General features: G+C 57.5%; 13 protein-coding genes. 6 read left to right on the plus strand and 7 right to left on the minus strand.

Features of this window, described 5'->3' with window-relative positions; genetic code table 11:
• The first annotated feature begins 97 nt into the window (after positions 1-97).
• Positions 98-1987: a PhoX family protein gene (locus ACR0D7_RS04145; RefSeq protein WP_480677852.1), complete on the plus strand. Its 1890-nt coding sequence runs from the start codon at positions 98-100 to the stop codon at positions 1985-1987.
• Positions 1988-2033: 46 nt separating this feature from the next.
• Here ACR0D7_RS04145 and ACR0D7_RS04150 read toward each other — a convergent pair whose 3' ends face one another.
• Positions 2034-2597, minus strand: coding sequence for a tetratricopeptide repeat protein (locus tag ACR0D7_RS04150; RefSeq protein WP_480677853.1), 564 nt, complete (start codon positions 2595-2597; stop codon positions 2034-2036).
• Positions 2598-2627: 30 nt separating this feature from the next.
• Positions 2628-3116 (minus strand): Lrp/AsnC family transcriptional regulator, encoded by a 489-nt coding sequence (locus ACR0D7_RS04155; protein WP_170573310.1) that lies wholly within the window; start codon positions 3114-3116, stop codon positions 2628-2630.
• Positions 3117-3218: 102 nt separating this feature from the next.
• Between ACR0D7_RS04155 and putA the strand changes: the two genes are divergently transcribed.
• Complete coding sequence (gene putA / locus ACR0D7_RS04160; protein ID WP_480677854.1) at positions 3219-6620, plus strand: bifunctional proline dehydrogenase/L-glutamate gamma-semialdehyde dehydrogenase PutA; 3402 nt, start codon at positions 3219-3221, stop codon at positions 6618-6620.
• A 42-nt stretch (positions 6621-6662) separates the two neighbouring features.
• Positions 6663-7406: a rhomboid family intramembrane serine protease gene (locus tag ACR0D7_RS04165; RefSeq protein WP_480677855.1), complete on the plus strand. Its 744-nt coding sequence runs from the start codon at positions 6663-6665 to the stop codon at positions 7404-7406.
• 343 nt (positions 7407-7749) lie between these two features.
• Here ACR0D7_RS04165 and ACR0D7_RS04170 read toward each other — a convergent pair whose 3' ends face one another.
• Together ACR0D7_RS04170 and ACR0D7_RS04175 are read right to left on the minus strand one after the other, a co-directional pair.
• Positions 7750-8535 (minus strand): inositol monophosphatase family protein, encoded by a 786-nt coding sequence (locus tag ACR0D7_RS04170; RefSeq protein WP_480677856.1) that lies wholly within the window; start codon positions 8533-8535, stop codon positions 7750-7752.
• Between the two features lie 96 nt (positions 8536-8631).
• Positions 8632-9537 (minus strand): LysR family transcriptional regulator, encoded by a 906-nt coding sequence (locus ACR0D7_RS04175; protein ID WP_480677857.1) that lies wholly within the window; start codon positions 9535-9537, stop codon positions 8632-8634.
• Positions 9538-9631: 94 nt separating this feature from the next.
• On the opposite strand from ACR0D7_RS04175, the gene metF reads away from it, so the two are divergent.
• Both metF and ACR0D7_RS04185 read left to right on the plus strand, forming a co-directional pair.
• Complete coding sequence (gene metF / locus ACR0D7_RS04180; RefSeq protein ID WP_480677858.1) at positions 9632-10498, plus strand: methylenetetrahydrofolate reductase [NAD(P)H]; 867 nt, start codon at positions 9632-9634, stop codon at positions 10496-10498.
• A gap of 213 nt (positions 10499-10711) precedes the next feature.
• On the plus strand, positions 10712-11365 hold the full coding sequence (locus tag ACR0D7_RS04185; RefSeq protein ID WP_480677859.1) for a DnaJ domain-containing protein: 654 nt from the start codon (positions 10712-10714) through the stop codon (positions 11363-11365).
• Between the two features lie 47 nt (positions 11366-11412).
• Here the strand turns inward: ACR0D7_RS04185 and ACR0D7_RS04190 are convergent, their stop codons facing one another.
• The gene (locus tag ACR0D7_RS04190) at positions 11413-11931 is read right to left on the minus strand and encodes a YHS domain-containing (seleno)protein (RefSeq protein WP_480677860.1); all 519 of its coding nucleotides are present in this window, start codon (positions 11929-11931) and stop codon (positions 11413-11415) included.
• Between the two features lie 231 nt (positions 11932-12162).
• On the opposite strand from ACR0D7_RS04190, the gene yghU reads away from it, so the two are divergent.
• Positions 12163-13041 (plus strand): glutathione-dependent disulfide-bond oxidoreductase, encoded by an 879-nt coding sequence (gene yghU / locus ACR0D7_RS04195; protein ID WP_480677861.1) that lies wholly within the window; start codon positions 12163-12165, stop codon positions 13039-13041.
• Between the two features lie 40 nt (positions 13042-13081).
• Here the strand turns inward: yghU and ACR0D7_RS04200 are convergent, their stop codons facing one another.
• Together ACR0D7_RS04200 and ACR0D7_RS04205 are read right to left on the minus strand one after the other, a co-directional pair.
• Positions 13082-13870: an SseB family protein gene (locus ACR0D7_RS04200; RefSeq protein WP_480677862.1), complete on the minus strand. Its 789-nt coding sequence runs from the start codon at positions 13868-13870 to the stop codon at positions 13082-13084.
• Positions 13863-14450, minus strand: coding sequence for a uracil-DNA glycosylase family protein (locus tag ACR0D7_RS04205; RefSeq protein ID WP_480677863.1), 588 nt, complete (start codon positions 14448-14450; stop codon positions 13863-13865). The genes ACR0D7_RS04200 and ACR0D7_RS04205 overlap by 8 nt, the downstream gene beginning before the upstream one ends.
• Positions 14451-14653: the final 203 nt, after the last annotated feature.

The following is a 14653-nucleotide window of genomic DNA, read 5'->3' on the forward strand; positions in this document are numbered from 1 at the left end:
ACATCATTCCTTAAGTTTCATATGCACGTTACCAATCTGTCACAAAGGATGCCTAAGGGCCGCTCATCAACTCAGACACGACAGCCAGGAGTCATCCATGAAAGACGCTGAACCCGCTACTCTTTCCGCCGACGATTGGGACGAGTTGCATTTCCCCCGCCCCGAAATCAACGACTTTGACCGCGTTGTTGAACTCACCATCTCGCGCCGTGGGTTCCTTGGCGGCGCTGTGGCCTTTGGTTCGGGCGCTTCAGCAATGGGTGCGGGTCTGATGGGTTCAACCGCGGCGCATGCCGTTACCACCTCGCGCTTTGCCTTCACGCCGATCGCGGCGCAGACTGACCGCACTGTTCACGTGCCCGAAGGGTATGAGTGGAAAGTGCTTATGCGTTGGGGCGACCCGTTGTTCTCAGCTGCTGACGGCTACGACATTACAAACGGTGGCCCGGTCGAAAATTCGGACAAAATCTTTGGTGAAAACACCGATGGAATGGAAACGTTCTCATTCCAAGGTCACGAACTGATTACGATCAACCATGAAAATTCGAACCGCAAAGTCAACCTGCCTGCTGCGCAGGCAGGTGTTCCGGCCAATGCCGACGAGGTATTGAAAATCCAGAACATACAGGGCGTAACCGTGATGGAGATCACCGAAGGTCCAAACGGCTGGTCGGTCGTCAAGGACAGCCCATTCAACCGCCGTATTCACCACAACACACCGATGAAGATCGTCGGCCCCGCAGCTGGCCATGATCTGCTGAAGACCGAAGACGATCCAACCGGCACCACGTCGCTGGGCACATTGAACAATTGTGGTTCGGGCAAAACTCCGTGGGGCACCTACCTGACCTGCGAAGAGAACTTCAACAGCTACTTTGGGTCTTCGAACGAAAACGCCAGCTACGACCAGAAGGTTGCAAACGGTATGAAGCGCTATGGTATCAAGGCCGAAAGCCGGAACCATTACGAGCTGTATGACCCGCGCTTTGACACCTCGAAAAATCCCAACGAACCGCACCGCGCAGGCTGGATTGTGGAAATCGACCCGACCAAGCCGGACAGTACGCCGACCAAACACACCGGTCTGGGCCGTTTCAAACACGAAAACGCCGAAGTGGCTCTGGCCGCTGACGGCCGCGTGGTCGTCTACATGGGCGACGATGAGCGCGGCGAGTACCTTTACAAGTTCGTTTCCAACGCAGCCTACACACCGGGCATCGACACCGTGAGTCTGTTAAATGACGGTACGCTCCACGTGGCCAAATTCAACGACGACGCAACCGGTGATTGGCTGCCCCTGACGCCGGAAACCACCGGGATGGATGCGGCGGAAATCCTGATCTTCACCCGAATGGCAGCCACGGCCGTGGGCGGCACGACTATGGACCGTCCCGAATGGGTCGCGTCAAGCCCGGTTGCGGTTGAGGCCTATTGTTGTCTCACCAATAATAAAAACCGTGGCGTCAAACCGAATGCTGGTGGCGACGACACGTCAGTCAACGGGCCAAACCCGCGTGAAGCCAACAAGTATGGTCAAATCGTGCGCTGGCGCCCGACGGATGACGACCATGCCGCTGAAACATTCGACTGGGATCTGTATGTCATGGCTGGAAACCCAACCGTACATTCGGACGCCCGCGCCGGTTCGGCAAATGTGAACGAGGGCAACCTGTTTAACTCGCCCGACGGGATGGCCATCGACTCGACTGGACTGGTCTGGATTCAGACAGACGGAAACGACGACAACGAGGAAGACTTCGCGGGCAACGGAAACAACCAGATGCTGGTTGGTGATCCGATCACCGGCGAGATAGCACGGTTCATGACTGGCCCGAACGGCTGCGAAGTCACCGGACTGGCGTGGTCCACCGACCGGCGAACTATGTTTGTCGGCATTCAACATCCGGGCGGTAACTGGCCCGACGGCGGTACACCTCGTTCCTCGGTGATCGCGATCAAGCGTGTAGATAACGGTCTGATTGGATAAACCTATCAGAAATGCCCCTGATCTTTACGGTTTCGGGGGCGTTCTTTCAAATGTCCTGACCCGGCTGTTCCAAAGGCCCTCCTGGGGCCAGTAGATGTCGCTCGGACAGCCACGGGTTCAGTTCCAAAGCCGCGTTCAGTGTTTCCCGCGCTTCTTCAATCCTTTTCAAACCCAGCAAGGTCAATGCGCGCCCGCTGATGGCGGCGACATGGTTCGGAGATAGCTCGATGGCCCTGTCCAGATCGGGCAACGCCGCCTCGAAATCTTGCCGCAGATAATTCGCGAAGGCGCGTTGGTTGTACCCTTCGGCATAGAAAGGACAATAGGCGACCAGGCTATCGAAATCCTCGATCGCACCCAACAGGTCCGCAGCTCTGAGGCGCGTCATTCCCCGATCCAGCACTTCCTGCGCGCTTTCATCAGGCGCGTCAGCCCAATACTCCCACAATCGGCTCGACAGAACGCGGGCAGCCTGTTCGGACTCGGCCTGCTGGATTTGGGATATGACGTTAAGGACATCGGCACTGTGATCCGGTGCGGCGGGGCATTCACCGCCGTTCGCTGCCGTTGACGCGACGAGCAGGATGAATGCAAAAGCGATTTGTTTCATGCGCCAATGGTGACGTCGAAATTCCGTTCGTCAACCCATCCCGTCGATGGCCCCGGATACCCCTGTCTCTTTCACGGCCTGCATCGCAACGAAGGTCGATGTATTGGCAACATGCGGCAGAGATGAGATTTTCTCGGCCAAAACTGCCCGATATTCCGACATTGAGCCGGTGCGGATTTTCAGCAGGTAGTCAAAATTCGACGCGATCATATGGGCCTGCTCGATCTCGGCCACTTTACGCACCGCTGCATTGAACTCGGCCAAAGCCTTCTCGCGCGTGTCGGTCAGGCGCACTTCGACAAAGGCCACATGGTCCAACCCAAGGCGGATAGGGTCCAGCAGAGCGCGATACCCGGTAATGATCCCCTCGGCCTCAAGCCTCTTTACACGTGCCTGAGTTGGGGATTTCGACAACCCGATACGCCGCGCAAGATCGGCAACCGAAATGCGCCCATCTTCAGCCAGAATCGCAAGGATCGACCGGTCAAACCGATCCAGATCAGGCCGGTTCATTTGCATCGAAAAACCCCTGAAATTCAGATCACTGAACTTCAGATACCGCAACTTAAGGCGATTGTCCTGGTAAATCAGCACTATATTACTCAAAAGCCCGGAGGAAACATGACACACAGCCTGCGCACCCATATTGATGGCCAAACTTATGCCGATCAAACTGAAGTTCTGGATACACTGATCACACAGGCAGACTTGTCCGACACGGATCGCTCTGCGATCTGCGCGGCAGCGGCACAGTTGGTGCGCGACATTCGATCCAGCACTTCGCCCGGTATGATGGAGGTTTTCCTCGCCGAATATGGTCTGTCCACAGACGAAGGCGTCGCGCTGATGTGTCTTGCCGAAGCGCTGTTGCGTGTTCCTGATGCAGAAACCATTGACGCGCTGATCGAAGACAAAATCGCACCGTCTGACTGGGGCAAACACCTTGGGCAGTCCTCGTCCTCTCTGGTAAATGCATCGACTTGGGCTCTGATGCTCACGGGTAAAGTTCTGGACGAAGGCAAGACCTCTCCGGTCAGCGTTCTGCGCGGTGCAATCAAACGGCTGGGTGAGCCCGTGATCCGCACCGCCGTGGGCCGCGCGATGAAAGAAATGGGCCGTCAGTTCGTTCTGGGTGAAACCATCCAATCCGCCATGGATCGCGCTGCCGGGATGGAGGCCAAGGGCTACACCTATTCCTACGACATGCTGGGTGAGGCCGCGCGCACCGAGGCTGACGCCGCGCGGTACCACCTTTCCTATTCCCGGGCGATTGCCGCCATTGCCGACGCCTGCACTCATGACGATATCCGCGCCAATCCGGGGATATCGGTAAAGCTGTCAGCCCTGCACCCCCGATATGAACTGGCGCAGGAACATCGCGTGATGGACGAACTTGTTCCCCGATTGCGCGCGCTGTGCCTTCTGGCCAAAGCCGCCGGGATGGGACTTAACGTAGATGCCGAAGAGGCCGACCGCCTTTCCTTGTCCTTGCAGGTGATCAAAGAGGTGATGGCCGAGCCTGCTCTGACCGGGTGGGATGGCTTCGGGATTGTCGTTCAAGCTTATGGCCCACGCGCGGGAGCAGTGCTGGACACGCTCTATGAGATGGCCGAGCGACATGACCGCAAGCTGATGGTCCGGCTGGTAAAGGGCGCCTATTGGGATACCGAGATCAAGCGCGCGCAGGTCGAAGGCGTTGATGGCTTCCCGGTGTTTACCCGCAAAGAAGCGACCGATATCTCCTATATCGCCAATGCCCGCAAACTGCTGAACATGACCGATCGGATCTATCCGCAGTTCGCCACCCACAATGCTCATACGGTCAGCGCGATCCTGCACATGGCTGATACGCAACCCTTTGAGTTCCAACGCCTTCACGGCATGGGTGAAACCCTGCACCAGATTGTAAAGGATCAAAGCAACTCGCGCTGCCGAATCTATGCACCAGTCGGCGCGCACCGGGACCTTCTGGCCTATCTGGTCCGGCGTCTGCTGGAAAACGGCGCGAACTCGTCTTTCGTGAACCAGATCGTGGATGAGAACGTGCCGCCGGAAGAAGTTGCCTCGGACCCGTTCAACGCCATCCAAGCACCCAAGCCGCACCTGCCTACTGGTCCCGAGTTGTTTCAACCGGAACGACCCAACTCTAAAGGGTTCGACCTGCAGCACACGCCGACGCTTGACCGGATCGACGCTGCCCGTGACGCGTTTCGGGCGCATCATTGGTATGCTCAGCCGCTCTTGTCCGAAGACGCACAACCGGACGCGGACCAGCCCGTCATCAACCCGGCGAAACCGCAGGACCACCCCGGCGCCGTCGCTCCGGCCAGCGCGCGCGATGTTGAACTGGCCCTTGCTTCGGCCTCGCCTTGGCAAGCCCCAGCTGCAGAGCGGGCGCAGGTTCTGAACAAAGCCGCCGATCTGTATGAAACCCATTACGGCGAGCTATTTGCCCTGCTGGCCCGTGAAGCCGGGAAATCCGTACCAGACGCCGTGGCCGAACTGCGCGAAGCGGTGGACTTTCTGCGGTACTACGCAGCTAACATCCCCGGCGCTGAACCAGCGGGCACTTTCACCTGTATCAGCCCATGGAATTTCCCGTTGGCGATCTTCACTGGCCAGATCTCGGCCGCATTGGCCACTGGTAATGCCGTTCTGGCCAAACCCGCGCCGCAAACTCCCCTGATCGCGCATCGCGCTGTACAATTGCTGCACGAGGCCGGTGTTCCACGCGACGTGCTGCAACTATTGCCGGGCGGCCCAACTGTCGGAGCCGCGTTAACCTCGGACCCGCGTGTGTCGGGGGTGGCCTTCACCGGCTCGACCGCAACCGCGCTGAAGATCCGCACGGCCATGGCGGACAACCTGCGGCCAGGTACGCCTCTGATCGCGGAGACCGGCGGACTGAATGCTATGATCGTGGACAGCACTGCTCTGCCCGAACAGGCCGTGCAATCCATCATCGAAAGCGCGTTTCAGTCTGCGGGGCAACGATGCTCGGCCCTGCGCTGCCTCTATGTGCAAGAGGATATTGCCGACGACCTGCTGACCATGCTGATGGGCGCGATGCAGGCGTTACAGGTAGATGACCCGTGGCTGCTGTCAACTGATTGCGGCCCGGTGATTGATCATGATGCGCAGCAAGGTATCGCGGATCACATCGCAAAGGCGCGCACCGAGGGGCGGGTACTCAAAGAGATGACAACCCCACCCGAGGGCATCTTCATTGCCCCAACCTTGATCGAAATATCCGGCATCGCTGCTCTCGAACGCGAAATCTTTGGTCCGGTTCTGCATGTCGCCCGGTTCAAAGCTTCGGAAATCGATCAGATCATCGCCGATATCAACGCCACCGGATACGGGCTGACCTTTGGCTTGCACACCCGCATAGACGACCGCGTGCAACACATCACCGAGGCCGTTCACGCAGGCAACATCTATGTCAACCGCAACCAGATCGGTGCCATCGTGGGCTCTCAGCCCTTTGGCGGCGAAGGTCTGTCCGGCACTGGCCCCAAGGCTGGCGGGCCGAACTACATGGCCCGTTTCTGCGCCCCGGATCGTCAGGTCGGCACAGGCGCATGGGGGGGCAACATGGGTGATCTGCCCGCACCGCAGGGCCAGCCCGCCGCCATCCGCACTCAATCCCTGCCCGGCCCGACCGGCGAATCCAACCGTCTTAGCGAGTTTTCCCGCCCGCCGCTGCTGTGTATGGGACCGGGCGCTGACGCGGCCAAAGCACAGGCCGAGGCCGTCGAGGCTCTGGGCGGCACCGCCATCCAGGCGACCGGCATGATCGACCTGCACCGGCTGGAAAACGTTGCCGATATATCGGGTGTTATGTGGTGGGGAGATGATGACACCGCGCGCGAGATCGAATGCCATCTGGCCCGGCGTGATGGCCCAATCCTGCCGCTCATCCCCGGCCACCCCGACCGGGCACGCGTACTGGGTGAGCGTCACGTATGCGTCGATACTACAGCCGCAGGTGGCAATGCTGCCTTGTTAGGAGGTGCGGCGTAAGCAGACCTTGACGCTGGGCTGGGAAAAGCCCAGCGTCGCCCCATGTTTCCGATCCGTGACCACAACCCCTCCGGGCGCACCCCCTTTGTCGTCTATCTTCTGATGGCGGCCAATATTCTGATTTTCCTCAGCTATGTGGGAATCATGAGCAACGATAGGCTCATCAGTCAGTTGTATTTCGACTACGCAATCATTCCGGCCCGGATTACCGACGGGTTCGCGTTCGAAACCCTCGTGACCTCGATGTTTCTGCACGGTGGCTGGATGCATCTGGCGGGGAATATGCTGTTCCTGTGGATCTTCGGAGACAACCTTGAAGATGAGATGGGCCACCTGCCCTTCCTGCTGTTCTATCTGCTCGCCGGCATCGGAGCGGGCCTGATCCATGTCGTTACCGCGCCAGACTCTGTGGTACCGACCATCGGTGCATCTGGTGCAATCGCCGGAGTAATGGGCGGTTATCTATTGCTGTTCCCGAAGGCCCGCGTGGATGTCTTGCTGATCCTGATCATCTATTTCCGAGTTTTCACCATACCCGCTTTTGTCATGTTGGGCATCTGGCTAGGCATGCAGTTTATGGGCAGCCTTGCCAGCAACCCCGACGAAGGCGGCGTGGCCTATTGGGCCCATACGGGCGGTTTCTTTGTTGGTTTGGTTCTTTGTGTACCCTTGTGGCTCAGGCGTGGTGGGCCAGCATTTTGGAGCCGGACACACGGTCACCCGCCCCACCCCGAACATAAATACAAGCTTTCGCAATCCCGAATCCCTCGGATTCCACGAAAGTAGGCTACCCTATGGGTTTTCAGGTATGCGACCACCGTTAAACCGGGTGATCTCTAGCGCTGCGTTCAGAACCAGCGCCCCCAGTTCAAATAACCGGCCCGAGTGAAAGCGAACTGACAAGCGAGAATCGGAAACCCCAGCGCACAGGCAGATATCCACATTACCATCACCTCGGCGTTTGAGCCGCTGGTGATAAAAGGTGGGATCAAACCAGGCACATTTGATCTGCATGGGTACGGACACGAAGGGCAAACAAGAAGTTTACGCCACATCGATGGCCCACGCGGGTAAAACGAAAAAGCACGCCTCGATCGGGGCGCGCTTACTCAAGGAATATGTCGGATGATCAACCGCGGATCACCTTGGCAAACTGGTCGAAGATCGGCTCATTGGAACAAACAACCTCACCATCTTCCAGTACGTTGCCTTCGGGGTTCAGCGGCTGAACGAAACCACCGGCCTCTTTCACGATGATAATCCCGGCGGCCACGTCCCAGGCGTTCAAACGGCGTTCCCAGAACCCTTCGTAACGACCTGCGGCCACATAAGCCATGTCCAGTGCTGCAGCGCCCCAACGACGTACCCCGGCGCAGACAGGCATTAGACGAGCCAGATCCTGCAGCGTTGCGGGCAGGTCGGAACGCCCACCAAAGGGCAATCCGGTCGAAAAGATCGATTCGATCATGCGATGACGGCCCGAGACGCGGATACGCGTGTCATTCATCCACGCACCTTCGCCCTTTTCGGCAAAGAACATCTCATCTTTGGCGGCGTCATAAATCACACCGGCGACGATCTTGCCCTTGTGTTCCAAAGCAATCGAAACGGCCCAGTGTGGTAGCCCGTGCAGAAAATTGGTTGTGCCATCCAGCGGGTCAACGATCCAGCGGCGGGTCGGGTCTTCGCCGTCAACAGCGCCACCCTCTTCGGCCAGCCAACCATAGGTCGGACGCGCGCCCAGCAGTTCCTCTTTCAGGATCGCCTCGGCGGCAATATCGGCCTTGGAGACAAAGTCACCCGCGCCTTTCATCGACACCTGAAGGTTCTCGACTTCACGAAAATCCTTGACCAAAGAACGCCCCGCCTTGCGCGCGGCCTTGATCATGATGTTGAGGTTTGCACTGCCAACCATTGTCCAAAGGCTCCTGTCCGGTCAAACCGCGCGTATACTGGTGCAATGCGCCCTTGCCAAGAGGAATGATGCGCATAGCAGACCCGCGTTATACGACTATTGAGACTGCAGTTTCCGCGCCTCGGTCCCGGCCAGTTCGATCAATTCTTTCACAAAGGGTTTTTCAAGGTCTTCGGTTCGCACTGCCGCAAAAAGACTGCGGGTGATCCCCTCCTTGGTCAGCGGGCGGGTGACATAGTCAGAATTGTACTTCACCTCTCGCACAACCCAGTCCGGCAACACAGATACGCCCCGGTTCGACGCCACCAGCAGCAGGATTACCGCTGTAAGTTCAACCTGTCGAATTGCGGCGGGTTCTACCCGCGCCGGGATCAGCAACTGGCTGAACACATCCAGCCGGGTGCGTTCTACCGGGTAAGTAATCAACGTCTGGCCCCGAAAATCTTCGGCCTCGATGAAATCTTTCTTTGCCAGAGGGTGCGATGAGGCCGCGACAAAAACAGCGTTGTAGTCGAACAACTCAATAAACTCGACGCCCGGCAAGTCTTCGGGATCAGAGGAAACGACCAAATCCACCTCTTCCTTCTGCAATGCAGGCAATGCGTCAAAGGCCAGACCCGGACGGATATCAACATCCACATCTCCCCAGGATTTTCGGAAGGTTTCCAGCACCGGAAACAGCCACTCGAAACAGGCGTGGCATTCGATGGCGATATGCATCCGTCCCGTGCGCCCTTCGCGCAGGGATGAGAATTCCTGTTGCGTCGCCTCGACTTGTGGCAAAATCTGTTCGGCCAGCCGAAGCAGGCGCAGCCCCGCTGCTGACAGCTTCATCGGCTTGGACCGGCGCAGAAACAGTTCAACCCCGGCCTGATCCTCCAGCCCTTTGATCTGATGGCTCAGCGCAGATTGGGTGATGTTCAACTGATCTGCCGCGCGGGCCAGCCCGCCACATTCATGGATGGCCTTGATCGTACGCAGGTGCCGGAATTCAATGTGCATTGTAGTGTGACTCATGTTGTTCTTGAGTAATATGAGTTTGTCTCACAAAGCGGAAACTGGCACAAGGGCCGCAGATTGGACCTGTGAGGCTGACATGACAAAACCTGAAATCTCATTCGAGTTTTTCCCGCCGCAATCGCTCGAGGCCTCATTCCGCCTGTGGGATACGGTGCAGACGCTCGCCCCACTGGAGCCACGTTTTGTTTCAGTCACCTACGGTGCGGGTGGCACAACGCGGGAACTGACCCGCGATGCGGTGTCGACCCTGCACAAATCGTCGGGTTTGCCTGTGGCGGCGCATCTGACCTGCGTGGACGCCTCACGCCAGGAGACTTTGGAAATTGCTGACACGTTTGCACGTGCCGGTGTCCAGGACATTGTTGCCCTGCGCGGCGACCCCCCAAAGGGGCAAGAGCAGTTCGTGCCTCACCCCGAGGGTTTCGCCAACTCAATTGAGCTGATCGAAGCCTTGGCTGAGACCGAAATGTTCAGCATCCGCGTCGGTGCCTACCCTGACAAGCACCCCGAGGCGCAGGATCTCGCAGCAGATGTCGACTGGCTGAAGGCTAAGTTGGATGCTGGCGCAGACGAAGCCCTGACTCAGTTCTTTTTTGAAGCCGACACGTATTTCCGGTTCCGTGACGCCTGCGAAAAGGCCGGGATCGACAAGCCAATCGTGCCGGGCATTTTGCCGATCGAGAACTGGAAGGGCGCGCGTAACTTCGCCCGCCGCTGTGGAACACATATTCCGGCGTGGGTCGAGAATGCCTTTGAAAAGGCGGTTCGCGATGATCGTGAGGATCTGCTTTCCACCGCGCTTTGCACCGAGCTGTGCTCGGACCTGATCGACGGTGGAGTGGACAAATTGCACTTTTACACACTGAACCGGCCCGAACTGACACGGGATGTGTGTTTTGCTCTGGGCATTACACCCAAGGCGTCGCTGCAGAACGTCGCCTGATCTGTCGCACATCATGATTCATTTTTGCCCGGATCCTACTCAGGCTCCGGGCTTTTCTTTGATGACCACAGAGCAAACGTAAGGAAGCTTTCAACAATACCTCACCCACCTCACTACTGTTCGTCAGAGATCAGCAAATTTCGCTAAAGTTTGACAAACTCACGCGGTCTCACAAACTGACGTTGTAGTGTTTGTTTACGAGTTAATTTGGGTATGGAGCCTGTTGAGAAAATCAATGCGCGCGCTGACGCGTTTTGGGCTTTGGGGTTGAACCAAAATGCCGGGCCGGACGAAATTCGCGAGGCCTGGCGCCATACCGCATTTCATGCACATCCGGACCACACGAACGGCGATTGCGCCAATTTTGCACGCGCCAAAGAGGCGTATGATTTTCTTCGCCGTGAAGGATTGACGGTGAAAGGCAAAGCACGCGGCCACCCGCGGCGGCCAAAACTGCGCAAACGTGTGATTGAACTGGAAAGCGCAGATATCAATGCCTGCCACGAGCTTCTGAATACAGCGCTGGTACATGACGCGGATAACAGTGATACGCAATCTGAGACGCACAGCACATCAGACGCGGACCATATTCCCGAAGCCGTCGGCTTCTATGGTCGTAACCTGACCTATTTTGTCTCTACCCCTGTTCAAGAAGGGGCCAACCGGGTGGCGCTTCCAACCTCATTTCTGGCGTCGGCTCGACAAATGGAAACCGAAGTACTTAATTTCCGCTCCAAAGGAACTGGCGGTGGCGAGGTCGTGGTGCCGGAAAACATTACGGCGCGAAAATTCCCCGGAGCCAAAAGTGTCCGTATCAAATTTGAGGCGGACCAGCAGATGCGGGATGAATTCTGGCTGGCAGGTTAGAAAACCCGGCCTGGTGATGGCCGGGCTTATCTTGGGTGAGTGGTGGTTTAGTTCGCAACCGGGCCTTCCGAGGTGAATTTCGGAATAACGCTGGTTGAAGCAGCATCGGGTTCGATCCCTGGCCAATTGCCTTCAGCGATGTTGATATTTCCGGGCACATCTTCTTCCCAGAAACCGACAACGACATCCGTGATGTTCAGGTACAGCTTGTCGTCAACGATCCGCCACAGGTTCGGGTTTGCCGGAACCTTGCCACCTTTCGAAACACCATAGGCGCAGTGGCCGTCATAGGCCGGCGCGTAATAGGCAGGGTTCTCAAGGAACTTGTCGCGGTTTTCTTCGCTCGAAAACGCCCAAGTTGCACCGTTATATTCTGCGGTGATATTGGCGTGGCCACGCACGGCCTCAGGCTGGGACTGCCCGACCGGCACTTGATCCAGGCTGCGATAGGCAACAACATCATAACCCGAGACGGCAAAACCGGTGCCGTCAACATACTGATCACCGGCGAATGCCGGAACGGCAAGGGTCAGTGCAGTCGCAATTGTCAGGGCAAATCGTTTCATGTGGTCAATCCTTTTGTCCTTGGTGTTGGCGCTTGCTGAGAGGATAGGTATTTTCGCCCCAATGGGCAGTCCTCCTCGCGCCGCTGTGACCGCGGAAGCAGAAACGTGAGAGGTTAGGTACCGAATGTTACAAAACTGCCCCGACATCCGGGGGTTGGACTCGGGGCATTGCAACATTACCTGTTGAGGCGAACGGACAATTCACTCGAACTTTGCTGAGAAAGATAACAGATGAGCGAGCAATCCCCATACACGCCCCCTACAGTCTGGACTTGGGACAGCGAAAGCGGCGGCCGTTTTGCCAATATAAACCGCCCCATTTCTGGCGCCACTCATGACAAGGATTTGCCGGTCGGAAAGCACCCATTGCAGCTCTATTCGCTGGCCACGCCTAATGGCGTCAAAGTCACTGTGATGTTGGAAGAGTTGTTGGCCTTGGGTCACGACGAAGCCGAATACAATGCGTGGCTGATCGACATTGGTGAGGGCGAACAGTTCGGCTCGGGCTTTGTCGAAGCCAACCCGAACTCGAAAATCCCGGCCCTGTGGGATCGTTCGGGGGATGAGCCTGTGCGCGTGTTCGAAAGCGCGTCGATTCTGTTTCATCTGGCCGAGAAATTCGACGCGTTCTTGCCGAAATCGGGGCCTGAGCGAACCGAAGTTATGAACTGGGTGTTCTGGCAAATGGGCAGCGCGCCTTATCTGGGCGGCGGGTTTGGCCATTTCTACGCCTATGCTCCTGAAAAGTGGGAATATCCGATCAACCGCTTCACCATGGAGACCAAACGGCAATTGGACGTTCTGGACCGGCAATTGGAAGGTAAGACCTTTATCACGGGTGATGAATATACCATCGCCGACATGGCGATCTGGCCCTGGTATGGTCAACTGGTTCTGGGCCGCCTCTACAACGCAGCCGAGTTCCTAGACGCGGGCTCCTACAAAAACGTAGTGCGTTGGGCCAAGGAAATTGATGAACGTCCCGCCGTTCAACGAGGTCGCATGGTCAATCGATCGTTCGGCGAACCGCATACCCAGCTGCATGAACGTCACGATGCGAGTGATTTTGAGACCCGCACACAGGACAAGCTGGAACAAGCGGCGGAATAATTTCGAGCAGCCTCGCGACTCCGAGGGTTGCGGGGCCGGCTTACTTTAGGATCGGAGGGTTGTCCGGATCACTGCCCGGCGTGACCCTCTCGACACTGTGCTTTGCTGGCTGAGGCAGATCGAATTTCAGGCCAACCCGCGCCAGTACGGTCGTCGCAGGATCATGCGGGCCGAAGAACCCCACATCCATCGCTCCGGCTTCGATACCAGAAAAGGTCAACGCCTCAGACGCGGCTTTGGCCAAAGCTGATTGAGCGCCATCAACTGCACCGACGAAACCCAGCATGTGGCCCGAGCCGCCCTCCTCCGTCTTGGTTCCGACCAGAAATGCAACTTCGGCCAGACCAACCGCCGTGGCGAGTTTCGCATCCAGCGCTTTCAACAGTTCATCTGGCAGGCCAACCGGCGGTAGGAACTCGGCCAGGCGTTGGTGCACTTCTTCCGGGGCGTGCTCTAATGTAGTAGCGAGCCATGCCAGTGCATCGGACGGAATAAGCATCGACGACGGTGCTACTTCAAGGTTCAGGCCCAGCCCGATGCCTTGCCCAGCCAGCATCGCGGATAGCACCCGCCCCGACAATGCAACATAAGGCACAGGACGTTCTGCAAAAAGAGCCAGGCGGTCCTCGCGATCAAAGGCCAGGACGAACCGGCCATCGGCGACATCGAACAACTCGGGCGTTATGTTTTCCCCCTGTGCCTCTTCCGCCAACAACAGGAACAGCTCGCTATCGGCGAGGCGTTCAAAGAACCGCAGGCGCGCCACGTCATCCTGTGGGTTGGCCTCCATTTCAGCCTGTGCGGCATCAATAGCCGTAGTTTCAGACATCCAGAACCTCTTGCACCCGCGCACGCAGAACCGGCAGCAGTTCCGCTTCAAACCACGGGTTTTTCTTCAGCCATGCCGTATTCCGCCAGGATGGATGAGGCAAGGAGAAGATACGCGGCGCATGGTCTCGCCAATTGCTAACGGTTTCAGTTACGGCAGTGCGCAGGCCAAGGTGGTATTTGTGCGCGTGCCCCCCGACCAGCACGGTCAGAGGCACCTCGCCCAAATTCTCCATTACCCGGCCATGCCATGTCTTCCCGCAGATGGGCGGCGGGGGCAGGTCAGCCTTGCGCTCATTATATCCCGGAAAACAAAAGGCCATTGGGACAATCGAAACGCGGGCACGGTCGTAGAACACGGTCTCGTCAATTCCCAACCAATCACGCAGGCGATCACCTGACGGGTCCGTGAATGGACGACCCGATGCATGAACCCTCGCACCTGGCGCCTGTCCAGCAATCAGCAGTCGCGCGCCGGGCTGGAACCAGACCACAGGGCGGGGCTCATGCGCAGTATGCGTCGCCCGAAATTTGTCCGCGCAAATACGACAGGACTCTATCTCTTTCTGCAGCGAATTCATTGGATCGCAATGGTTCCTGTATCAAACTGGTTGACGGTCAGAATGAAAGATAGTCAACGCGCAGCCAGGGGCCAACCAGCGCAAAAGTCACAAAACCGAATGAGGACTTGGACGTGCATTGAACATTTGTTTCATAATTCGACATAATGTAGCCAACATGGACCAATAAATTAACCGCTTGCACCCAACCAGAGCGGTATACC

Source organism: Ruegeria sp. BB7 (genome assembly GCF_056539365.1).